The organism is Roseovarius tibetensis (genome assembly GCF_050896375.1).
Lineage (GTDB): Bacteria > Pseudomonadota > Alphaproteobacteria > Rhodobacterales > Rhodobacteraceae > Roseovarius > Roseovarius tibetensis.
On sequence record NZ_JBPBBB010000016.1, the window covers coordinates 11,815 to 34,361 of the forward strand.

General features: G+C 64.6%; 23 protein-coding genes. 16 read left to right on the plus strand and 7 right to left on the minus strand.

Features of this window, described 5'->3' with window-relative positions; translation table 11 throughout:
* Positions 1 to 9 precede the first annotated feature (9 nt).
* Genes ACROSR_RS11695 through ACROSR_RS11720 form a run of 6 tightly spaced genes read left to right on the plus strand, consistent with a single transcriptional unit; the run spans position 10 to position 5,783 of the window.
* Entirely contained in the window at positions 10 to 966 is a 957-nt protein-coding gene (locus tag ACROSR_RS11695) for a branched-chain amino acid ABC transporter permease (RefSeq protein WP_432685227.1), read from the plus strand.
* Positions 963 to 1,709 (plus strand): ABC transporter ATP-binding protein, encoded by a 747-nt coding sequence (locus ACROSR_RS11700; RefSeq protein WP_432685229.1) that lies wholly within the window; start codon positions 963 to 965, stop codon positions 1,707 to 1,709. The genes ACROSR_RS11695 and ACROSR_RS11700 overlap by 4 nt, the downstream gene beginning before the upstream one ends.
* A complete protein-coding gene (locus ACROSR_RS11705) occupies positions 1,709 to 2,389 on the plus strand; it encodes an ABC transporter ATP-binding protein (RefSeq protein WP_432685231.1) in 681 nt (226 codons plus the stop codon). The genes ACROSR_RS11700 and ACROSR_RS11705 overlap by 1 nt, the downstream gene beginning before the upstream one ends.
* Positions 2,389 to 3,843, plus strand: coding sequence for an aldehyde dehydrogenase family protein (locus ACROSR_RS11710; RefSeq protein WP_432685233.1), 1,455 nt, complete (start codon positions 2,389 to 2,391; stop codon positions 3,841 to 3,843). The genes ACROSR_RS11705 and ACROSR_RS11710 overlap by 1 nt, the downstream gene beginning before the upstream one ends.
* 10 nt (positions 3,844 to 3,853) lie before the next feature.
* Positions 3,854 to 4,603: an SDR family oxidoreductase gene (locus ACROSR_RS11715; RefSeq protein ID WP_432685235.1), complete on the plus strand. Its 750-nt coding sequence runs from the start codon at positions 3,854 to 3,856 to the stop codon at positions 4,601 to 4,603.
* A gap of 55 nt (positions 4,604 to 4,658) precedes the next feature.
* Positions 4,659 to 5,783: a CaiB/BaiF CoA transferase family protein gene (locus ACROSR_RS11720; RefSeq protein WP_432685237.1), complete on the plus strand. Its 1,125-nt coding sequence runs from the start codon at positions 4,659 to 4,661 to the stop codon at positions 5,781 to 5,783.
* Between the two features lie 110 nt (positions 5,784 to 5,893).
* Here the strand turns inward: ACROSR_RS11720 and ACROSR_RS11725 are convergent, their stop codons facing one another.
* Genes ACROSR_RS11725 through ACROSR_RS11735 form a run of 3 tightly spaced genes read right to left on the minus strand, consistent with a single transcriptional unit; the run spans position 5,894 to position 8,025 of the window.
* Positions 5,894 to 6,589, minus strand: coding sequence for a fumarylacetoacetate hydrolase family protein (locus ACROSR_RS11725; protein ID WP_432685239.1), 696 nt, complete (start codon positions 6,587 to 6,589; stop codon positions 5,894 to 5,896).
* Between the two features lie 36 nt (positions 6,590 to 6,625).
* Entirely contained in the window at positions 6,626 to 7,297 is a 672-nt protein-coding gene (locus ACROSR_RS11730) for an RraA family protein (RefSeq protein WP_432685241.1), read from the minus strand.
* Between the two features lie 14 nt (positions 7,298 to 7,311).
* Positions 7,312 to 8,025, minus strand: a complete 714-nt coding sequence (locus ACROSR_RS11735; protein WP_432685243.1) for a FadR/GntR family transcriptional regulator — start codon at positions 8,023 to 8,025, stop codon at positions 7,312 to 7,314.
* Positions 8,026 to 8,195: 170 nt separating this feature from the next.
* Here ACROSR_RS11735 and ACROSR_RS11740 point away from each other — a divergent pair, with 170 nt between their 5' ends.
* The 5 genes from ACROSR_RS11740 to ACROSR_RS11760 all read left to right on the plus strand — a co-directional run bounded on the left by ACROSR_RS11740 (position 8,196) and on the right by ACROSR_RS11760 (position 12,899).
* Positions 8,196 to 9,158, plus strand: coding sequence for a Bug family tripartite tricarboxylate transporter substrate binding protein (locus ACROSR_RS11740; protein ID WP_432685245.1), 963 nt, complete (start codon positions 8,196 to 8,198; stop codon positions 9,156 to 9,158).
* 71 nt (positions 9,159 to 9,229) lie between these two features.
* Entirely contained in the window at positions 9,230 to 9,679 is a 450-nt protein-coding gene (locus ACROSR_RS11745) for a tripartite tricarboxylate transporter TctB family protein (protein WP_432685247.1), read from the plus strand.
* Positions 9,679 to 11,196 carry a tripartite tricarboxylate transporter permease gene (locus ACROSR_RS11750; RefSeq protein ID WP_432685249.1) on the plus strand — a complete coding sequence of 506 codons (1,518 nt, stop codon included), beginning with the start codon at positions 9,679 to 9,681 and terminating at the stop codon, positions 11,194 to 11,196. The genes ACROSR_RS11745 and ACROSR_RS11750 overlap by 1 nt, the downstream gene beginning before the upstream one ends.
* Positions 11,197 to 11,214: 18 nt before the next feature.
* Positions 11,215 to 11,925, plus strand: coding sequence for a 4-carboxy-4-hydroxy-2-oxoadipate aldolase/oxaloacetate decarboxylase (locus ACROSR_RS11755; protein WP_432685251.1), 711 nt, complete (start codon positions 11,215 to 11,217; stop codon positions 11,923 to 11,925).
* A complete protein-coding gene (locus ACROSR_RS11760; RefSeq protein WP_432685253.1) occupies positions 11,922 to 12,899 on the plus strand; it encodes a D-2-hydroxyacid dehydrogenase family protein in 978 nt (325 codons plus the stop codon). The genes ACROSR_RS11755 and ACROSR_RS11760 overlap by 4 nt, the downstream gene beginning before the upstream one ends.
* 135 nt (positions 12,900 to 13,034) lie before the next feature.
* Here ACROSR_RS11760 and ACROSR_RS11765 read toward each other — a convergent pair whose 3' ends face one another.
* The 3 genes from ACROSR_RS11765 to ACROSR_RS11775 all read right to left on the minus strand — a co-directional run bounded on the left by ACROSR_RS11765 (position 13,035) and on the right by ACROSR_RS11775 (position 16,098).
* Positions 13,035 to 13,805, minus strand: a complete 771-nt coding sequence (locus ACROSR_RS11765) for a MipA/OmpV family protein (RefSeq protein WP_432685255.1) — start codon at positions 13,803 to 13,805, stop codon at positions 13,035 to 13,037.
* A 415-nt stretch (positions 13,806 to 14,220) separates the two neighbouring features.
* Positions 14,221 to 15,240 carry a uroporphyrinogen decarboxylase family protein gene (locus ACROSR_RS11770; protein ID WP_432685257.1) on the minus strand — a complete coding sequence of 340 codons (1,020 nt, stop codon included), beginning with the start codon at positions 15,238 to 15,240 and terminating at the stop codon, positions 14,221 to 14,223.
* Between the two features lie 141 nt (positions 15,241 to 15,381).
* Positions 15,382 to 16,098 (minus strand): GntR family transcriptional regulator, encoded by a 717-nt coding sequence (locus ACROSR_RS11775; protein WP_432685259.1) that lies wholly within the window; start codon positions 16,096 to 16,098, stop codon positions 15,382 to 15,384.
* A gap of 111 nt (positions 16,099 to 16,209) precedes the next feature.
* On the opposite strand from ACROSR_RS11775, the gene ACROSR_RS11780 reads away from it, so the two are divergent.
* The 5 genes from ACROSR_RS11780 to ACROSR_RS11800 all read left to right on the plus strand — a co-directional run bounded on the left by ACROSR_RS11780 (position 16,210) and on the right by ACROSR_RS11800 (position 21,214).
* Positions 16,210 to 16,992, plus strand: coding sequence for a citryl-CoA lyase (locus ACROSR_RS11780; RefSeq protein ID WP_432685261.1), 783 nt, complete (start codon positions 16,210 to 16,212; stop codon positions 16,990 to 16,992).
* A complete protein-coding gene (locus ACROSR_RS11785; RefSeq protein WP_432685263.1) occupies positions 16,992 to 18,311 on the plus strand; it encodes a phenylacetate--CoA ligase family protein in 1,320 nt (439 codons plus the stop codon). Before ACROSR_RS11780 ends, ACROSR_RS11785 begins: the two co-directional genes overlap by 1 nt.
* A gap of 56 nt (positions 18,312 to 18,367) precedes the next feature.
* Complete coding sequence (locus tag ACROSR_RS11790) at positions 18,368 to 19,363, plus strand: TRAP transporter substrate-binding protein (RefSeq protein ID WP_432685265.1); 996 nt, start codon at positions 18,368 to 18,370, stop codon at positions 19,361 to 19,363.
* A gap of 76 nt (positions 19,364 to 19,439) precedes the next feature.
* A complete protein-coding gene (locus tag ACROSR_RS11795) occupies positions 19,440 to 19,916 on the plus strand; it encodes a TRAP transporter small permease (protein ID WP_432685267.1) in 477 nt (158 codons plus the stop codon).
* Positions 19,913 to 21,214, plus strand: coding sequence for a TRAP transporter large permease (locus tag ACROSR_RS11800; RefSeq protein WP_432685269.1), 1,302 nt, complete (start codon positions 19,913 to 19,915; stop codon positions 21,212 to 21,214). The genes ACROSR_RS11795 and ACROSR_RS11800 overlap by 4 nt, the downstream gene beginning before the upstream one ends.
* 342 nt (positions 21,215 to 21,556) lie before the next feature.
* Here ACROSR_RS11800 and ACROSR_RS11805 read toward each other — a convergent pair whose 3' ends face one another.
* On the minus strand, positions 21,557 to 22,429 hold the full coding sequence (locus ACROSR_RS11805; RefSeq protein WP_432685271.1) for a MurR/RpiR family transcriptional regulator: 873 nt from the start codon (positions 22,427 to 22,429) through the stop codon (positions 21,557 to 21,559).
* Positions 22,430 to 22,547: the final 118 nt, after the last annotated feature.

Consider the following 22,547-nt stretch of genomic DNA (forward strand, 5'->3'; position numbering starts at 1 on the left):
GAATTGACCATGTCCATCCGTGTCATCATCCCCGCAATCCTGCTGATCCTTCTGGCGCTGGTGCCGTTTGCCGCACCGGGGCTTCAGGTGCTGCTGACGCTGGCGCTGGCCAAGGGCATCGCCGTCATGGGGATCACCGTACTGCTGCGCAGCGGCCAGGTGTCGTTCGGGCACGCGCTGTACTTCGCGATCGCGGCCTATGGCGGCGCGTTCACCCTGATGTTGCTGCCGGGGGCCGATGTAATCGTCGTCTTCGGCCTCGGGGTCATCGCCGCGGTCCTGTCGGGGATCATCGTGGGTCTCTTCGTGGCGCGATACCGTTTCATCTTCTTCGCGATGCTCAACCTGGCGTTCTCGATGATCTTCTGGTCGATTCTGGAAAAGTTCTACCACTACACCGGGGGCGCCGACGGCATGCGCCTGCCGCGTCCCACGGTGATGTGGATGGAGCTGGAGCGCGGCCCCTACGAGATTTTCATGTTCTATCTCGCGTTTGCGCTGGCTCTCGGCCTTGGCTGGTTCTCGATGCGCTGGCTGGACTCGCCCACGGGGCAGCTGTTTCGCACGATCAAGACGAACGAGACGCGCCTTCAGTACCTTGGCATGTCGCCGCAGCGCGTGATGCTGACCGGCTATGTCCTGTCGGCGCTTCTGTGCGGGGTCGGCGGGATCATCATGGGGCTGGTTCAGGGCGTCGTGACGCCGGAATACGCGTTCTGGATCCGCTCGGGCGAGATGGTGTTCATCGCCGTTCTCGGCGGGGCGGGCTCGGTGCCGGGCGCATTGGTGGGGGCGGCGATCTACGAGATCGTGCGCACCTATGCCTCGGCCTTCGCGGGGGATATCTGGCAGATGGTGCTGGGCACGTTCCTGCTGATCATCATCCTGTTCGCACCCGGTGGCATCGCCGGTATCTACAGCAACGTGATGGACCGCATCGCCGGCAAGAAGGAGGAGGGCGAATGACCCATCTGCTTGAAACACGCGGGCTCGAGATCCGCTTCGGCGGGGTTGTCGCCGCCGACGACGTCACGCTGCAGATCGATGCGGGCAAGAACCTTGCCATCATCGGGCCGAACGGCGCGGGCAAGACGACGTTTCTCAATATCTGCACCGGCTGGCTGAAACCGGCCAAGGGCACGGTCCTTTTCGAGGGGCTGGATGTCACGCCCCTGTCCCCGCGCCAGATCACGCGGCGGGGGGTGGCGCGCGCGTTCCAGATCCCGCAGCTTTTCACCGAGCATACGGCGCTGGAAAACCTGCTGATCGCGGCCGCTGCGCGCGACCGGCTGCGCAACCCGATCCGCGCGCTGAAGGACACCCGCCAGCGGGCCGAGATGATGCATCTTCTGGACATGGTCAACTGCACCGACGTCGCCCATCAGCAGGTGGACGAGCTGTCCGAGGGGCAGCGCAAGCTGATCGACATCGCCGTCGCGCTTGCACTGCGGCCCAAGCTGCTGCTGATGGACGAGCCGACGTCGGGCGTGGCAAGTTCCGAAAAGTTCAACGTGATGGAGATCCTCGTCAAGGCCCTTGCCGAGGCCGAGGTCACGGCCGTCTTCGTCGAGCATGACATGGGCATCGTCGAGAGATATGCCGACGAGGTCGCAGTCTGGAACATGGGCAAGATCGAAATGCGCGGAACCCCGCAGGAGGTGCTGGAGCATCCCGACGTGATCCGCAACGTGATCGGCGAGGTGGCCTGATGCTGAGTTTTCACACTGCCAACGCGTCGATCGGCACGATCCCGATTCTGCGTGATCTGGATTTCACTATTCCCGCGTCCGGCACGGTCGCGTTGATCGGCCGCAACGGCGCGGGCAAGACGACGCTTCTGCGCTCTGTCATGGGGTTCACGAATGTCACCGGTGAGATCCGGTTTGACGGGCAGGACATCACCGACATGACGCCCGCCAAACGTCCCGGCCTTGGCATCGGCTATGCGCCCGAGGATCGCCGCCTTTTCGCGGCCTTCACGGTCGAGGAGAACATCCTGCTGCCCGCCCAGGTGGCCCGGCTGGACGCCGCGACGACGCGGACGCGGCTTGACCGCGTCTATCACATCCTGCCCGAACTGCGCGAGATGGCGGCCCGGCCCGCCGGCCACGTCTCGGGCGGGCAGGGCAAGATGGTGGCCCTCGGGCGCGCGCTGATGCTGGGGACCAAGCTTCTGATGCTGGACGAGCCGTTTCAGGGTCTCGCCCCGGCGCTTGCCAAACGCTATGCCGACGCGCTGCGCGACCTGCGCGACACAGACCGGAACGTGACCCTCGTGATAACGGAATCCAACCCTGCGTTGTTGCGTGGATTTGCCAGCAAGACCTTCGTGATCGAGCGTGGCGCGGTCGCGGAAGGATCGCTCGACGACACCAAGGAGCCTGCATGATGCCCGACACGACGATGACCTTGCCAAAGCCGCTGAACCTGATCGGTGGCACATGGATGCCTGCCGCCTCGGGCGAGGAGATGGACGTCCGCTCGCCCAAGGACGGTGCGGTCTTTACCACCATCGCCGCCGCGCAGCCCGCCGATGTGGATGCCGCGGTGCAGGCCGCGCGCGCGGCCTTCGAGACCGGCGCATGGGGGGCCCTGACGGCCACCGAGCGCGGGCGCCTGATGCAGAAGATGAGCGACGCGATCCTCAAGGAAGCAGAGCCGCTGGCCCGACTGGAAAGTCGCGACAACGGCAAGCCGCTGAAACAGGCGCGGGCCGACATGATCGCCTGCGCGCGCTATTTCGAGTATTACGGCGGCGCCGCCGACAAGGTGCATGGCGAGATCATCCCCTTCATGGCCGGCTACAACGTGCAGGTCGCGCGCGAACCTTACGGCGTCATCGCGTGCATCATCCCGTGGAACTACCCGTCGCAGATGTTCGGCCGGACATTGGGCCCGGCGCTGGCGATGGGCAACACGACGGTGCTGAAACCCGCCGAGGATGCATGCCTGACATGCCTGCGCCTGGCCGAACTGGCTGGCGAGGTCGGATTTCCCGATGGCGCGATCAACGTGGTCACTGGGCCGGGCGAGGTTACCGGCAAGGCCCTCAGCGAGCATCCGGGTGTCGATTTCATCGCCTTTACCGGATCGCCCGAAGTGGGGCAGATGATCCAGATCGCGGCGGCAAAGAACTATATCCCCTGCACGCTGGAACTGGGCGGAAAATCCCCCCAGATCGTGTTTGAGGATGCCGATATCGAGGCCGCGCTGCCGTTCCTCGTGGGCGGGATCATCACCAATGGCGGCCAGACATGTTCGGCCGGCAGCCGCATCCTGATCCAGGACGGCGTCTATGACAGGGTGATCGCGGGCCTCAAGGACAGGTTCGAGGCGATCGAGGCGTCGGGAAAGGCCGAGGATGCCGTGCTGGGCCCGCTGATCTCGGCCAAGCAGAAAAAGCGAGTCGAGAGCTATATCGACGGCGCGGATGCGCCGTTGATCGCCCGTGGCACGATCGCCGCGGACGCGCCCGAGGGCGGCTATTACGTGGCCCCCGCGCTGTTCGGCCCGGTCGATCCGCAATCCCAGCTGGGGCAGGAAGAGGTCTTCGGCCCCGTCCTGTGCACGATGCCCTTCAAGGACGAGGCCGACGCGATCCGCATCGCCAACGCGACCGAGTACGGCCTCATGGCGGCGATCTGGACGCGCGACGGTGCGCGCCAGCAGCGCGTCGCCAAGCGGCTGCGCGGCGGTCAGGTCTATATCAACGGGTTCGGTGCCGGCGGCGGAATCGAGTTGCCCTTTGGCGGCGTGCGCAAGTCCGGCCATGGCCGCGAAAAGGGCTTTGCCGCGCTGCTCGAATTTTCGCAGATCAAGACGATCATCAACAAGCATGACTGAGGAGACGCGTATGAGACTGACGGGCAAGACGGCGCTGGTGACAGGGGCGGCCTCCGGCTTTGGCAAGGGGATCGCCGAGCGGTTCGTGGCCGAAGGCGCGAAGGTGGCCATCGTGGACCTGAACGAAGAAGGCGCGAAAGCCGTGGCCGACAGCCTTGGCGAGGCCGCCATCGCGATCGGCTGCGACGTGTCGGATGGCGCGCAGGTGGCCGATGCGGTCGCGCGAACGACCGAGGCGTTCGGCAAGTTGGACATCGCCGTGAACAACGCCGGCTGGACCAACGTAAACAGCCCGCTGATGGAGACCGACGAGGCGACATTCCGCAAGATCTACGACATCAACGTGCTGTCGATCTTTCACATGACAAAGGCCTGCGTGCCGATGTGGCGCGATCAGGGCGGCGGTGTGATGATCAACATCGGATCGGTCGCGGGCATCCGGCCGCGCCCCGGCCTGACATGGTACAACTCGTCCAAGGGTGCTGTGAACGTGATGACCAAATCGCTGGCGGTAGAGCTTGCGCCGGACGGGATTCGCGTCAACTGCGTCGCCCCGGTGATGGGCGCGACCGGCCTGCTGGAGCGGTTCATGGGCATGCCCGACACGCCCGAGAACCGAAAGAAATTCATCGCCACGGTGCCGATGGGCCGGCTGAGCGAGGCGCGCGATATCGCCAACGCGACGCTTTACCTGGCCAGCGAGGATGCCGATTTCATCACCGGCGTGGTGCTGGAGGTGGACGGCGGCCGCACGATCTGATCGGCGCGCGGGCCGGCATCATCGAACACGGCAGACGGAACAGGCGGGGAACGGCATGGCGGATGATCTTGCAGGGTTGACGGTGGTTTCGGTGGAACAGGCCGTTGCGGCCCCCTATCTTTCGGGGCGACTGGCCGAGGCGGGCGCGCGCGTCATCAAGGTCGAACGCCCCGAGGGGGATTTCGCGCGGGGTTACGATCATCTGGTGCACGGTGAAAGCGCGTATTTCGTCTGGCTGAACCGGGGCAAGGAATCGATCTGTCTCGATCTGCGCGAGGCCGGGGATCACGCGCTGATGGGCCGGATGCTCGCACAGGCGGACGTCTTCATCCAGAACCTTGCGCCCGGTGCCATCGCGCGGCTGGGGTTCGATCAGGCCGAGCTTCGCACGCGCTATCCGCGCCTGATCACCGTCGCGATCTCCGGCTATGGCGAAGAGGGGCCGCTGAAGGATCTCAAGGCCTATGATCTGCTGGTCCAGGCCGAAAGCGGGCTGTCCCAGATCACCGGGACGACGGACAGCCCCGCCCGCGTCGGCGTGTCGGTCTGCGATATCGCGGCCGGCATGACGGCCTATCAGGCGGTGCTAGAGGCCTTGATCGGGCGCGGCGTGACGGGGCAGGGGCGGCACCTGTCGGTCTCGTTGTTCCATGCGCTGACAGACTGGATGAACGTCCCCTACCTGCAATACGCCTATGGCGGCAAGGAGCCGGTGCGCAGTGGCCTGAACCATCCGACGATCGCGCCGTACGGGGCCTATTCCTGCGCCGACGGCAAGGACGTGCTGATCGCCATCCAGAACGAGCGGGAATGGCGGGTGTTCTGCACCAATATTCTGGGCCGTCCGGATCTGGCGGATGATACGCGTTTCGACAGCAATTCGCACCGCGTGGAGCATCGCGCGGCCCTGGACGCGGTGCTGCGCCCCATCTGTGCCGCAGTACCCCGAGACGAGATGATCGCCCGGCTGGAGGGCGCCCGCATCGCCTATGGCCGCGTCAGCACGATGGAAGAGTTGGCGCGCCATCCGCAGAACCGGTATGTCGAGGTGGACAGTCCCTCGGGCCCGGTGCGCCTGCTGGCCTCGGGGGCGCTGGCCGATGGCAGGGTTCCCGTCTCGGGTGCGGTGCCGGCCCTGGGCCAGCACACCGATGCGGTCCGTGCGGAATTCACACCCTGACGCCAAAGCGTTCGCAGTTATGACGACGCGGCACACGGCACCCTCAAGCCGGGTGGCAGGTTGATCCGGGCCACGCCGTCAGAGATGTTTCCCGTACGGGCGCGGCGTGATCAGGCCACCTGCAGTTTCAGATCACCCACACCATCGACATGGCCGTGTACCGTGTCGCCGCGCACGAGGGATCCGACACCTGCGGGCGTGCCGGTCATGATCAGATCCCCCGGCCGCAGCACGAACAGCCGCGACAGCGAGGCTATGATTTCCGGCACTTTCCAGATCATCTGCTCCAGCGCGCCCTCTTGCCGACGGCTGCCATTCACGTCGAGCCAGATCGCACCGTGATCGGGATGGGCGCCCCCGGTGACGGGCACGAGATCGCCGCACGGGGCGGCCCCGTCAAAGGATTTGGCCGTGGACCACGGCCTACCCGCCTTTTTCAGCCCGGCCTGGATATCGCGGCGCGTCATGTCCAGCCCGACGGCGTAACCGAACACATGCTCCAGCGCGCGCTCTACGGGGATGTCGGTGCCGCCTTCGGACAGGGCCACGACCAGTTCGATCTCGTGATGAAAATCGGCTGTCTCGGTCGGATAGGGAATCGGGCTGCCGTCGGTGACGAGACAGGTATCGCTTTTCTGAAAGAAGAACGGCGGCTCCTTGTCGGGATCGTGCCCCATCTCGACGGCGTGGGCGGCGTAGTTGCGCCCGACGCAGTAGATACGGTGCACCGGAAACCGCGCATTGGTGCCGCGGACGGGCAGGCTGGCGCGCTCTGGCGGGGCGATCACATAGGATGTCTCGGTCATCGGGGGCTCCTTTGTCTGGTCGGGCAGGGTGTACGCTCAGGTGTCACGGGTCTGCAGCGCGTGATAGCCGTGCAGGCGCCGTGCCTCGCCAAGCGGCGTGCCGGTGCGGACGGCGTCGAGAATGGCCTTTTCCGTGAGGTCGATATCCTCGGCGACGCCTAGAACCGCCTCTGCACGGTCCAGCGGGATCACCACCACGCCGTTCGCGTCGGCGCGGATGACGTCACCGGGATCGACGCGCACCCGGTCAAGGCAGACTGGCGTGTTCACCGCGTTGAGCACGACGCGGTCCTTGCCGGTGCGCATGTGACCGCGCCGCGACCAGATCGGGTAATCGACCGCGCGGCTTTCGCGCAAGTCGCGGTTTACGCCGTCGATCACCGTGCCTTCGACGCCCTGCGCCTTGGCGACCTCGGTCATGATGTCGCCCCAGACCGTGCAGTCGGTGCGGCCGCGATTGTCGATCACCACGACGCTGCCCGGCCCGAGCTGGTCGAGGAAATCCCCCACGGTGCCGCCCTTGTGGCCTGCGGGCAGGTAGGACACCGTGAAGGCCTGTCCGGCGATATCCGCCTCTGGCAGCATCGGCGTCAGCCCCTCGACCGCCCCCGAAAGCCCCAGCTTGTCGAGTGCGTCGGACAGGGTCGAGGTGTCGATCCGTCGGAACCGGTCGAGGATTTCGGGCGCGAGGCGCGCGGCGTCGGCCATGACTGTTTCTCCATTCATGCTGATTGGTTGGATTGGTTGGGTCGGTTGCGGTCTTCGGCAGATGTGATGCCGAACAGGTACCGCTCGACAGAGGTCAGGTGCCGGTGCATGGCCGCATTGGCGGAGACCGGATCGCGTTGTTCGATCGCGTCGATGATCGCGTCGTGCTCGTGAAAGGAATGGTGATCGGGCGCGGGGCAGTCACGCTCGCGTCGCAGGCGGCCCCATACCACCGTGCGCCGGATGCCGGCCAGCATGTCGAACAGCGCCGCCGTGATCGGGTTGTTCGAGGCATCGGCAACGATCTTGTGCAGGCGGTTGTCGCAAGCCTCGTATTCGCGCCACGACCGGGCCGCCCGACTGTCGGACGCGCAGTGGCGCAAGGCCATGATATCGCTTGATGTTGCTTGGATCGCGGCCTCTGCGCAAAGCGCCGGTTCAATGACAAGCCGTGCCCGCATGACCTCTGCGGGGCTGGACACGCGGGCGATGTCGCCCAGGCTGACGACCTCGAACGGTTGGGCGCTGCCGACAAAGGTGCCTTTCCCGACATGGCGCCACAGCAGCCCCTCGGCCTCCAGCATGGACAGCGCCTTGCGTAGCTCGCCACGACTCACGCCAAGCTGTTCGGCCAGGTCTCGTTCGGGCGGCAGGCGCGTGTTCGGGGTCATGTCTGGCTGCGCGAGAAATGCGCGAAGCTGGACGAGCGCGGCGTGATGCGGGGTCATGGTAATTCATCGGCTTTGTTTCATCCGAGACATACCGCCCTTTGCCCGGCCCGACAAGATTATTCTTGACCAATAAACCCGATTGGTTAAACCAATAAGCTGTGGGCGGTTTCGAGTCGTGGAGAGCGGCGAGGGATCTGACGCCTGCAAACCGTCAAAGGGAGGATCACATGAACAAGTTCATCAGCGGCGCCATCGGCGCCGCGTTTCTGGCAACGCCGGTCGTCGCACAGGACTGGCCCAGCCAGACCGTTTCCATCATCGTGCCCTACTCGCCGGGTGGTATCGCCGACATCGCCGCGCGCACGGTGGCCGAGGCCATGTCCGAAAAATGGGGTCAGGAAGTCATTGTCGACAATCGCACCGGCGGGGCGGGCTTCATCGCGGCAACCGCCGTCGTGCAGTCCGAGCCGGACGGGCACACCCTGTTCGTCGCTGACATGGGGGTCAATGTCATCAACCCGTCGCTGTTCGACGAGGTGCCCTACGATCCGGCAGAGGATTTCATCCCGATCACGATGATCTCCGACACGCCGCTGGTGCTGGCCGCGAACGCCGACACATCGTTCCAGACCGTCGGCGATTATATCGAGGCGGCGCGCGCCGCGCCGGGTACGCTCAGCTTCGGGTCGGCAGGCATCGGATCGCTCAACCATATCGTTCCGGAATGGATCAATTACGAGATGGATATCGACACGGCGCATATCCCGTATCGTGGCGGCGCCCCCGCGGCGACGGCCGTGGCCTCTGGCGAGGTCGAGGTGGGCGTGCTGGCGCTGTCCTCGGTCGGGCCGTTCGTCGATAGCGGCGATATCCGCATCCTCGCCGTGGCCCGGACCGAGCGCGCGCCGTCCCATCCCGATGTCCCGACGCTGATCGAAAGCGGCGTGCCAAACGTCGCTGCCGGTCAGTGGGCCGGTCTGTTCGCCCCGACGGGCACGCCGGACGACGTGGTCGAAAAGATCCACGCCGATGTGACGACCTTTCTGAAATCGGACGCGGCCGCCGACACGTTCAGCGCCCGCGGCGCCATCGTGTCACCGATGGAGCGCGCGGATTTCGCTGCGATGCTCGATTCGCTGCGCGGTCAGTTCGCCACGATCATCGAGGGGGCCGGCATTTCGGCCAACTGACACGCCGCCGGGGGCGCAGCGAGACACGCGCCCCGGCATCCGGTCGCAACAAGGGGGAGGGGAGGCCCGCCATGCGCAGCTATCTTGCATCCAAGGAGGTCCTTGCCGGCGGGGTGAGTATCGCCATCGGCGCCGGTGTCGTCCTTGCCGGGATGGATTACGGTCTTGGCACGCCCCGCCGCATGGGGCCGGGATTCTTTCCCGTGGTGCTGGGAGGATTGATGGCCTTTGTCGGTCTGCTGATCCTGTTCGGCGCGATCCGTGACCGTACGCCGATGCCGTCCATCGCGTGGCGCCCGTTCATCATCATGCCGTGCGCGATCGTCGCCTTCGCGCTGCTTCTGCCGCGCATCGGGCTGGGGCCGGCCGGGATGATCACCGTCTTGATCGCCGGGACGGCGCAGGGTGGCCTGCCGTCGCGCGGTGTGGTCATGCTTGCCGTCCTGCTGGTACCGGCGGTCTGGCTGCTTTTCGCCCAGTTGCTGGGTGTGCCGGTGCCCTTTGCCGAATGGAGCCTGTGATGGGTCTGATCGAAAGTCTTCAACTGGGCCTGATGACGGCCCTGACGCTGGAAAACCTGATGTATTGCCTGATCGGCGTCTCGGTCGGCATGGTCGTCGGGGTTCTGCCGGGCATCGGCCATCTTGCGGCGATTTCCCTGCTCATGCCGCTGACATTCCACGTGCCCGCAACGGCGGCATTGGTGATGCTCGCGGGTATTTATTATGGCGCGCAATACGGGGGCTCGATCGCATCCATCCTGCTGAACCTGCCGGGCACGGCGTCCTCGGCGGTGATCTGTCTCGATGGATATCCGATGGCGCAGAAGGGACGCGCGGGTGCTGCGCTGATGATCACGACGGTCGCCTCTTTCTTTGGTTCCTGTGTCGCGATCGTGGTGCTGATCCTGATGGCGCCGCCGCTGGCGCAGGTGGCGATGAATTTCCATTCGGCCGATTATTTCTCGATGATGGTGTTGGGGCTGGTCGCGGCGGGCTCGATTAGCCAGGGCAAGCCGGTGATGGGTCTGGCCAGCATGTTGCTGGGCCTGATCCTGGGGCTGGTCGGCATCGACGTGAACTCGGGGGCGATGCGCCTGACCTTCGGCAGTCCCGAACTGATGGACGGGCTGAGCATCGTGGTCATCGCCATGGCTCTGTTCGGCGTGACCGAGGTGATAAACTCGGTCGGGGGTGGCTTTGGCGCGGGGGGCAAGGGCTCGACCGTGACGTGGAAATCATTGATGCCGACCCGCACGGAATGGGGCGAGTCGCGCTGGCCGCTGGTGCGCGGCGCGGCGGTCGGTACCGGGATCGGGCTGCTGCCGGGCACCGGCGGCGGGTCGATGGCGTCCTTCATGGCTTATGCCGTCGAAAAGCGCAGCTCGAAGACGCCCGAAAGTTTCGGGACAGGCAGGGTCGCCGGTATCGCAGCGCCAGAGAGCGCCAACAACGCCGCCGCGCAATCGGCCTTCATCCCGACACTGACGCTGGGAATTCCGGGCGACGCGATAATGGCGCTCATGCTGGGTGCGCTGCTTATTCACGGGATCGCCCCCGGCCCGCGTGTCGTCACAGAAAGCCCAGAGCTTTTCTGGGGTCTTGTCGTCAGCTTCCTGATCGGCAACCTGATGCTGCTTATCCTCAACATTCCGCTTATCAAGATATGGGTCCGCATCCTGCAGATCCCCTACCGGCTGTTGTTCCCGGCGATCATCCTGCTGATCTGTGTGGGGGTCTACAGCCTGGAGCGGTCGGTTTTCGACATCCTGATGGTCGCGGGCCTGTCGGCGGTCGGCTTTGCGATGCTGCGGCTGGGGTTCGAGGCGGCGCCGCTGCTGATGGGATTCATCCTGGGGCCGATGCTCGAAGAGAACCTGCGACGCTCGCTGCTGCTCAGCCGGGGGGACCCGGCGATCTTTCTGGAGCGGCCGGTCAGCGCGGTGTTCCTCGGGCTGGCGATACTGCTGCTGGCCTGGGTGATCTGGGGCATCGTGCGGCCCAAACGCCCCGCATCCGACACGATTTCTGAACGCTGACACGAGGGAGACGACACAATGACTGGACTCGCCATACGCGAGATACACCGCGCCGCACCGGCGATCATCGACGGCCTGCGCGACGCCGGGGTGGCCACGGTGCACGAGGCGCAGGGCCGCACCGGGGCGCTCGGGCCGGATATGCGCGCGATCGTGCCGGGCGCGCAGATCGCCGGGTCCGCCGTCACGGCGCTGTGCGCGCCGGGCGACAACTGGATGCTGCATGTCGCGATCGAGCTGATGCAGCCGGGCGATGTTCTGGTCGTGACGACCACGTCGCCCAGCACGGACGGGTTCTTTGGTGATATCCTGGCGGAATACGTGCGCCGCAGGGGCGGGGCGGGCGTGATCCTCGACACCGGGGTACGCGATGTGGCGGTGCTGCGCGAACAGCGGTTTCCGACATGGGCGCGTGCCATCTCGGCGCAGGGCACGGTCAAGGAAACCATGGGGTCGGTCAATGTGCCGGTGATCTGCAGTGGCCAGCGGATTGTGCCCGGCGACGTGGTGGTCGGCGATGATGACGGGGTCGCCGTGGTGCCGCGTGCGCGCGCCGCCGATGTTCTGGATGCCGCCCATGCCCGTGTCGCCAAGGAAGAGGCGATGCGCGCGGAGCTGGCGGATGGCGCAAAGACGCTGGATCTGCTGAACCTTCGCGAGAAACTGTCCGCGCGGGGATTGCGCTATATCGACCAGGCGGTCGAGTGGGACGGGGATGTGCCGCAATGACCGGACGCATCGCCATTCTGGACGATTACGCCGGGATCGCGACCGAGGTCGCCGACTGGGCGTCCCTGGGCGACGTCACGGTGTTTCGCGACACGCTGGCCGACCAGGACGCCGTGATCGCGCGGCTGCGCCCGTTCGAGGTGCTTTGCGTCATGCGCGAGCGGACGCCCTTGCCCGCGCGCATCCTGCGCGCGCTGCCGAACCTGCGCCTGATCGTCACCTCCGGCCTGCGCAACCAGTCCATCGACCTCGAAACCGCGCGCAGCCTCGACATCACGGTCTGTGGTACGGAAATGCGCGGCAGCACGACGCCGGAATTCGTCATGGCCAGCATGCTGGCGCTGAGCCGACGCATCGTGCCCGAGGCGGGCAACATGGCCGCCGGGGGCTGGCAGACAAGCGTGGGGCGCGATCTGCACGGGCTGACGCTCGGCCTGATCGGGCTGGGCAAGGTGGGCCAGCGCGTGGCGGCGCTGGCGCGACCCTTCGGCATGAATATCTGCGCGTGGTCGCACAACCTCACACCCGAGACGGCCTCGGACCACGGCGCCGAACGATGCGACAGCCTGCACGCCCTGATGGGCGCGTCTGATGTCGTGTCGGTCCATGTCCTGTTGTCGGACCGCACGCGCGGCTTGATCGACGCCGCCGCATTCGCCGCCATGCGGCCGGGGGCGGCGTTCCTGAACACGTCGCGGGGTCCGATCGTTGACACCGACGCGCTGCTGGACGGGCTGCGCGCCGGGCGGCCCGATGCCGCGGCACTCGACGTCTACGAAACAGAGCCGCTGCCCCCGGCGCATCCCTTGCGCGATCCCGATCTGATCGCGTCGGGGCGGCTGCTTCTCACGCCGCACCTTGCCTATGCGAGCACGCAGACCTTCTGGATGTTCTACACCCAGATGGCCGAGGCGGTCGCGGCATGGCGTGCCGGTGCCCCGATCCGGGTTCTGACAGGGGGCGGCGCGTCATGAGATCGGGCTGGACCTGCGGGGCAGGCGGGGCGACCGGACAGGACATTGTTGACGCCCGTCACCCGCCCCCGTGGCGGCGTCAGAGGTTATTCAGTGTATGCCGTGCCGTGTTTCCGGTCCCGCAGGTGATACGCGTCACCAGCGCAGGTTGAAATGCCGCGTCACGCCGATCGTCGCTGTCAGCTGATCGCGGCTGCCTTGCTGCACGATCGCGGAATCGGCGGCCTCGTCCTGCAGCCGGTCATATCGCAGCGACCCGCTGATGCCCCAGTCGTCGTTCAGGGGCTGGTAGGCGCCAATCTCGAAGCCGATGGAATATATGCCGCCGTCGGGCCTGTATGCGGCGAGGCCAGACCGCGCCGATTCCGTCGGCGTGATACCGAAATACGTCCGCAGGAAACGCGCATTCCCGAACTCGGCGCGGGGTCCTGCATTCAGCACGAAGCCGGACTTGCCGCGATAGATCGCGTTTGCACCGATCTCGCCTGCCAGCGCCTCGTGGCCGATGGCACCGTAGCGCGTCTCGGCGTAGACCTGCCAGAACTCGGCGGTGTGGTACAGCCGTATCCCCACTTCCAGCGACCCGTCGACGTCGTCGAGGCCCGCAAGCTCGTCCTTGCCATCGCGTTCGGTGATGTAGCGAAAAGAGCCACGGATGCTGGTCCCCGGCGGGAACAGCCATGGGCCATCGAGGTCGCTCAGCTCCAATCCGTCGAGCCTGAGACCGGTGAAGCCGGGTTTCCCGGTCGGTGAGACGCTGTAGGAATCAGAGCCGAAATAACTCGGCTCGACGCTGGCGCCCGCGGTCAGGGAAAACGAGAACAGGCGTTCCTGCGCCGTGGCCGACTGGCCCGACAGGGCGGCGGCGCAAGCGATCGCAGTGAGGGCGGAACGATACAGATGCATTTCAGAAATTCCTTTGAACACTCCGCAACCCGCGCCGGTCCAGAGCCCTTTGTTCCGGACAGTGGATCGCCGATAACACTCACGGCAGACTATCCGAACTCATGTCTGCCTCAAGCATCGCCGTCTGGGTCCGGGTTGTACCGGCACGATTTCCTGTGCGGCGCCAAGTTGACGTCAAAGCACCTCATATCAAAAACCAGCGGATATAAGAGGCACAAATGTGCTTGCGCGAAATTTTTTCCGGGACTGGGCACAGGGGACACACCCCGCGACAGACAAGCGCGCTCGGGCCGGTCAGTCGAACGGGATATACGGCGCGGTTGACGCGTAGTTCCGGCGTCAACCGCGTTGATCGGGATCGCGGAATTTCAGACCGGCCACGCGCAACCGCGCGGCCGCTGCCCGCCTCTTTGCGTTACAGTTCCGAGCGCACGAGGGCCGCGCCTTGTGCCATGGCCCGGATCTTTCCGCGCGCCACTTCCCGGGGCAGATACTTGAGACCGCAATCCGGTGCGACAATGATCTTGTCGGGGTCTGCGTGGGGCAGGGCCCGGCGGATGCGGCTGGCCACGGTTTCGGGCGTTTCGACGGTCATGTCCGACAGGTCCAGAACCCCCAGGATGATCGTTTTTCCGCGAAGCGTCTCCAGTACCGAGGTGTCGAGGTTCGACTGCGCGGTTTCAAGACTGATCTGATTGCACGAGCAGTTCTGCAATTGCGGCAGAAACGAGTACCCCTCGGGGCGTTCATGGATGATCGCCGCATATCCGAAACAGATATGGACCGCCGTTGTGCCAGCGGCGCCGTCGAGTGCCGCGTTGAGGGCTGCAAGCCCGTAATCTTCGGCGGCCTCGGGCCGGGCCTGCATGTAAGGTTCGTCAAGTTGAACCACGTCCGCGCCAGCCGCGAACAGATCGGCGATTTCCTCTTTCACGGCAGCGGCATAGTCCATGGCCGCCTCTGCCGGGCTGTCGTAGTGGTCGTTCTGGGCCTGTTGCGACATGGTGAAGGGACCGGGCAGCGTGATCTTCACCGGGCGATCCGTATGCGCCTTCAGGAATTTCAGCGTCTCTACCTCGACCGCGTGCTTGCGGACGATCTTGCCGGTGATGCGCGGAACTGGATTGGGATGACCCGAGCGATCGAGCGCCGTTCCCGGATTGTCGAGATCGACACCGTCCAGCGCGTTGGCAAAGCGGTTCGAATAGCTTTCCCGCCGAATTTCACCGTCGGTGATGATGTCGAGCCCGGCCTCTTCCTGTTCCCTGATCGCGACGACGGTCGCATCGTCCTGCGCCTCGCTCAGAAACGCCTCGGGGATCCGCCACAATTCCGCCGCCCGTGTGCGTGGCGGGAAACGACCGGCAAGCTTTTCGCGGTCTATGAGCCAGTCAGGCTGGCAATAACTGCCGACGAGTGAGGTGGGCAAAAGCATGGAGTATCTCCTGTTTGGCTATGGATGGATGAGTTGACACTCGGGGCGCTGTCCTTGGGCTCATGCGCGTCGTGGCAGCACCGCACGTCACGGGGCCGGGCGGGTGTTCGGATATGCGACACGACAACGGCCGATCGAGCCTCATGGGTCGATCCCGGACGGGTCGGCGTGGCCCGCCTTGAAGATCTCCGGAGGCATGGTTCGAACCATGTCGCGTGCGCGCAGCAGATGTGCGCGGCTGGCCGTGTTGGCCGCGTCGGCATCGCGATCCAGAATGGCGCGGGCGATCGCGCGATGCTCGGTCAGGGAGGTCGTTATGATGTCGACGGTCAGCGACGGCATGATTTGCGCCATGATCAGCGACAGTTGCAGCTGGTTGTTGAGCTTGTCGAGTTGCTGGTTGCCTGACGCCTCGAACGTGGCCGTGTGAAATCGCTGGTTCTCGGCGATGTAGTCTGTCGTCGAGATCCGCGGCGCGTCGCTCCAGACGAATTCGGTGTTGCTGTCGAAGCGGTGGCGTATGGCGTCGTCGCGGCACCGCTCTGCCGCCAGCCGCGCGGCAAGGCTTTCAAGCTCCATCCTTATGGTGAAAAGCTCCAGCGTCTCGCGCATCGACAGCCGCCGCACGAGAGCCCCGCGATTGGGCACGATTTCGATCAGCCCCTCGGCCGACAGCTGCCGGAAGGTTTCGCGCAACAGGTTCCGGCTGATCCCCAGTTCCGCCGTGAGATCGGCTTCGACAAGGCGCTGCCCCGGCACGTAACGCCCGCGAAAGACGCCGTTTCGCAAATGCTCCGCGACCCACTCACCACGGTCGCCGCGCGGCTTCGGGGCGGCTTTGTCGAGATATTCGGCCAATGGACGTACTCTCTCCGCATGGATTGTGACGGCAGTGTACGAAGTGAGGTTTCAATTGACAACACAGAATTGTTCACCAAGATTGTGGTACAGAATCGAGGAGGCACAAAGATGCAGATAGGCAGACCGGGGCCGCTGACCACGTCGATCAGCACGGCCGATGCGCACAGCATCACCGTTCGCGAGAAGGATCTCTGCTCGGAGGTCATGGGGCAGATGAGCTTTACCGAGTATTTCTACCTTCTTGTCACCGGCGACACGCCGACCGAGGATCAGCGGTTCTTCCTCGACCTGCTGCTCAACGCGATCGCGGAACACGGGCTTGTGCCGACCAACCAGGTTGCGCGCATGACATATGCCGCCGCTCCGGACGCGATACAGGGTGCGGTTGCCGCGGGCATTCTGGGCTGCGGGTCCGTGGTGCTTGGCACGGCGGAAGAATGCGGCAAGTTTCTGGAATATGCGCGCACGCGGCTCGACGCGACAGCCGAATCCCCCGAACAGGCAATGGCGTCTCTGCTGGAAGATCTCAAGGCCACCGGCGGCAAGGCCCCCGGCTTTGGTCACCCGCTGCACAAGCCGGTCGATCCCAGGGCGAGACGCATACTGGAACTGGCCGAAACCCGTGGTGTCGCGGGTCTGCATTGTGCCATGGCAAAGGCCGCAGAGGCGCGTGTGCCAGAGGTATGGGGCAAACCCCTGCCGATGAACGTCTCCATGGCGATCGCCGCGGTCCTGCTCGATCTCGGGTTTCCCAAGGCGATGCTGAAAGCGATCCCGATCCTTGCGCGGACCGGCAGCTTGCTGGCGCATCTCAACGAGGAAAGCACGACGCCGATCGGGTTCACGATGGCCGCGAAAGCGGAAAGTGCGGTCAGCTACGAGGCGAAATGATGGATAGTCTTCCAAACCGGGCCGAGGTGGCCGACGGCGTGTTTCGCGCCGCAGGGGACGACGACCTGTACCGCAAGCAGATCGCGTATCTCTTCGAATCCTCGCAATTCTATCGGGAAAAACTGACGGATGCCGGGATGGCGACGGCCGCGCGCGTGGGCGGGCTGGCGGACATTGCGTCATTGCCCTTCACCGAGAAGGACGAATTGCGTGCGTCGCGGACCGACACGAATCCGGTCGGGGCGCATTTCGCGGTTCCCATGACGGACGTGGTGCGGGTGTTTTCAACATCGGGAACGACGGGGACGCCCAGCTACATACCCCTGACCCAGTCGGATCTGGAGAACTGGATCACCATCTCGGGGCGATCCTACGGCGCCTCTGGGGTCAGCCGGGGGGATGCCATCGTCTCGACCTACAACGCGGGGCCGTTCGTCGCGGGGGCGGCGCTCGATGCGTTCGCGCGGCTCGGGCTGTGCCATATTCCCGTCGGACTGGCCAACACCGAGCGGTTGATGTCGGCCGTGCAGCTTCTCAAGCCGAGTGCGCTGGCGCTGACGCCGTCCTACGCGCTGCACCTGAGCGAGTGGGCGGCAAGCCGGAATATCGACATCCGCAATTCCGCCGTGCAACGGATTCTCGTCGCCGGAGAGCCGGGCGGGGGCGAACCGGCGTTGAGGCAGAAAATCGAGGAGGCCTGGGGCGCGAAAGTGACCGAGGCGATGGGCATCGGCGACATCTCGGTCTCCCTCTGGGGGGAATGCGAGGAACAGCGCGGCATGCATTTCTCGGGCGCGGGCATCGTCCATTTCGAGCTTGTCGATCCCGACACGGGCAGACCCGTCCCGATCGAGGAGGGCGCAGAGGGAGAGCTGGTGTACACGCATCTTGATCACCGCGCCGCGCCGCTCTTGCGGTTTCGCAGCCGGGATCACGTCAGGGTCTCGACGCAACCCTGTGCCTGCGGCCGGACCACACCCCGGTTGCGCTGCATCGGGCGGACCGATGACATGCTGATCGTGCGCGGCGTCAACGTGTTCCCGTCCGCGGTGCGCGAGGTCGTCAACCAGTTCGTGCCACAGGTCACGGGCCTGATGGCGATCCGGCCGTCGGTCCGGTCCACGAAACAGTCGCCCCCGCTTCCGGTCACGGTCGAACTGGCCGAGGGTGTCGCGCCGAGTGACGCCCTGGCTGACAGCATTCGTACCCGCATCCGCGAGACGCTGATCGTGGCGACCGATATCACTCTTGTTCCGGCGGGCAGCCTGCCACGCACGGACTACAAGTCGAAGCTTCTGGATTGGACGGAGGCCACCTGACGCTTTGACGCGAACCACTTGACCAAACCAAGGGAGGAAGAACCATGAAAAGGTGGATGACAACAGGGGCCGCCGTGGCGGCCATTGCCGGATCGACGGGCATCGCCGGCGCGGCCGAGTACGAGCTGAAGATGTCGTCGATGTTTCCCTCGACGCATTTCGTCCAGACACTTGCGCTGGAGCCGTGGGCGGAAAAGATCGAGGAACGCTCGGACGGTCGGATAAACGTGACATTCTTTTCCGCCGGATCGTCGTTCGGGGACGCCACCCGGCAGTTCGATCAGGTTCGGACCGGGGTCGTCGATTTCAGCGTCGGCATTCCGGCGATCCCGCGGGGCCGTCACCAGCGGATCGTGCTGGTCGAATTGCCATTCACCGTTCCGGATGCCGAGGTTGGCACGTGTGCGCTGATGAAGATGAAGGACAGGTTCCAACCCGACTTTCCGGGGGCCCATATTTTGTCGCTGACGGTGACCGAGCCGAGCGCGGCACACACGGTCGACGAGATCGAGACACTCGACGATCTGGCGGGCATGCGCATGCGCACGCCGACCCCGGCGATCACGGCCATGCTGGAAGAGATCGGCGCGACGCCGGTGGGCATGCCGCCGACCGAGATCTATGAAAGCGTCGAGCGTGGTGTCGTGGACGGCAACATCATGCCCTGGGGGCCTGTGGGCGCGTTCAAGCTGCACGAGGTGCTCAACTACCATCTCGACGCCAAGATCAACCCGGTGAGCATGTATATCCTGATGAACCAGGACCGCTACGACGCGATGCCCGAAGACCTTCAGGCGATCATCGACGAAACGAGCGACGAGGTGTTCGCCAACTGGGGCAAATGGTGGGCCGAGACCGATCAGCAGGCCATCGACGCAGCCAAGGAGGCCGGAAACACGATCATCCCCATGTCTGACGAGGACCGTGCGGCCTGGCGCGACCGTTTGCAGCCCGTCATCAACACGTATCTCGAAGAGACGTCCGGGTTGCCGGGTGAGGATGCAAAAGCGCTGTACAGCGACATCCGTGAGACGGTGAAGACCTGCGATTGATATCACGCGTCACCATGACCGGGGCCGGCACGATTCCGGCCCTCGTCATGGTCTCGCGAGGACGGCGGAGGACGAGGTGAGACGTTTCGCGAAAATCATGGCCTTGATCGGAACGGTGCCGCTGTTGCTCGCCGTGGGTCTTACCGTGCTCGATATCGTCTTGCGGTCGGTCAGTTCGATGACCGTGCACGGGCTGACCGACATCGTGACGCTTTGCACGATGTTCGGCGCCATCTTCGCGATCCCCTACGGTTTCGCGATGGATCAGCACGTGGTCATCGACGTGTTCACGTCAAGACTGCCGGACCGGGTGGAAAGGTTGCTGATGATGCTGGCGGCATTCCTCAGTTTGGTGTTTCTGGGTGGGGTCTGCTGGTTCTCGTCGCAGCAGATGATCACCGAATACGGCTACGGGGATCGAAGCCAATCGATCGGCATTCCCATGATCTGGTACTGGCTGCCGCTGATCGCGGGGATCGGCGTCTCGGCGCTCGTGAACCTGTGGGTGATCTGGCGGCTGGCGACCGGACGCAATGACAAGGACTATTCATGACGCCTCCTGTCATCGGTGTGATCGGGCTGGTTGCCCTGCTTTTGCTGATCGCAATTCGTATCCCGGTCGCGATTGCCATGGGGGTCGTCGGCTGTGTCGGCGGCTTCATCCTGAACGGATGGTTCAGCCTGGGGTTCGTTCTGGGGTCGCAGCCCTTCGTGACCACCTCGTCGTATTCTCTTTCGGTGATCCCGCTTTTCGTGATGATGGGCGCGTTCGCGTCCCGCGCGGGGCTGTCGGGCGATCTGTACAAGGCCCTGCAAAGTCTGATCGGACACTGGCGTGGGGGCTTGGCGTCGGCGACGATCGGTGCCTGCGCGATCTTCGGGTCGGTCTGCGGGTCGAGCCTTGCGACCGCCGCGACGATGTCGCGCGTCGCGATCCCCGAAATGACCGAGATCGGATATGATCGTCGTCTCACCTCGGGCGCGTTGGCGGCCGGCGGAACGCTGGGCATCCTGATCCCGCCATCGATCATCATGGTGATCTACGCATTGCTGACCGAGCAGTCCATCGGCCAGATGTTTCTGGCCGGTCTGATCCCCGGCCTGCTTGCGGCCGCGCTTTACATGCTGGCCTGCTACACGGTCGTGCGGCTGCGCCCGTCACTGGCGCCGAACGTGCCCCGCGCCGACCTGTCCGAGATGCGCAAGGCGGTGTCGCTCATGTCGCCGATCCTTTTGCTTTTCGGCGTGGTGATGGGCGGCATCTACATAGGCTTCTTTTCCCCCACCGAGGCCGCGGGCGTCGGTGCCTTCGGCGCGATCGTCCTGGCGGCCGTGCGCGGCAAGCTTGACTGGAACGTCGCCCGCGAGGCCCTGCTTGAGACCGCATCGACAACCGGCATGCTGTTCATGATCCTCGTCGGGACATCGGTGCTTCAGTATTTCATCGAGACCTCCATGCTGCCGCGTGTCATCGTCGAATGGATCACCGCACTCGGGCTTCCGTCGGTCGGCGTGCTGGTCCTGATCCTTGCTGTATATCTTCTGCTGGGGTGCTTTCTGGACAGCCTGTCGATGATGTTGATCACGCTGCCAATCGTTTTCCCGCTGGTCACATCCCTCGGCATCGACCCGATCTGGTTCGGTATCCTTGTGGTGTCGGTGGTTGAAATCGGACTCATCACCCCGCCGCTCGGGATGAATCTCTTCGTGATCTCATCCAGTGTGAAAGGGTTGCGCTTCGAGACGGTCGCGGTCGGTGTGGTCCCCTTTCTGATCGCCGACCTTCTGCGCCTCGCGCTGCTCATTTCGATACCCGCGCTCACGCTCGGGCTGCCGAAGCTCTTGATGTGACGCTTTTCCAGGCCCCCATCACGGGGTCGGTTTGACACCGTTTTCAAAACGACCGTGACGGTGGATATACCCTGCATCGGCAGATCCCGCCTTGCGTTTTCGCACTCGGCAGACTGGCCGCGCGGCCTTCAAAATCCGCGCGGCCACAGTCATGGCAGATACCTTCGCCACCCACGAGATCCTGCCCGATGCGCCGCCTTCAGCCCGGTGCGCGCGGCCTGCTGGACGGCACGTCCCGCGCCAGGCGTGGATCCGGTCGCCCGTGCGCGCCGAGGACATGCTGACGAGCCTTACGTCTTTTGCCCGTCCGGCGCCGGTCAGGGGCGTGGACGGGGCGGGGGGTCAGCCGTCATTGCCGCGAAAGATGTTCGATTCGCCGATCATTTTCTCGAGGGCGGAAATGCGCTCGGCGCTGGATTCCGACCGGCGGCTCTGAACCTCGGCGATCAGGGCTTCGACGAGGAAGTTGATCGCGAGCGTCGAGTCCCAACTCGATGGGACCTCGACCGCCGCACGCAGGCAGACCGTCGCGTGCCGTTCGATCGGAGACCCCCAGACATCCGTGAACAGCAGGATGTCCACGCCTTGCTGCTTCGCGAGTTTAGCCAGTTTCTCAAGCTCTTTCTCGTAGCGGCGAATGTCGAAGACGACCAGCGTGGACCGTTCGCCCATGTCGAGCATCGCCTGCGGCCAGACACTGGGCGAACTGTCGAGCAGAAAGACCCGCGGCCGGATGATCTGCAGGTGATTGTAGAAGTAATGGGCGTTCGACCGGGTGATCCGGCCCCCCAGAAAGAAAAGTTCGCGTGCGGGATCCGACAGGATTTCCGCCGCGCGGTCGAAATCCTCGGGCTCCAGTTGGTCCAGCGTGCGATTGATGTTGCCGGTGATGGACGCGGCGAAGCGAGAGACGATATGATCGACCGGCGCGTCATGCTGGCCGGGTTCGAGTTTGGCCAGGGGTTGCTTGATCCGTGCCGCGATCTCTTCGCGGATCGCATCCTGAAGGGCGCCATATCCGTCGAATCCCAGCTTGCGCGCAAGCCGGATGACCGTCGGGGTCGAGACATCGGCGCTTTCGGCCAGCTTCGTGATGGACTGTAATCCTGCCATCATCGAGTCTTTCATCAGGACCGCGGCCAGCTTGCGTTCGGCGCTGGTCAGTTCAGCCTGCTTTTCCTTGAAGAGGTCGCGGACCAGTGGCTGTCTGCCCATTTGGCGTTCCTTTCCGTACATGGCGCCAAAGCCTGAAGGAAAGATTACAGAAAAAATCTTGACAGACCAGAAATTTCTGTAGTGATAATTACAGAACATCGGACAGGAGCAAGCAGAC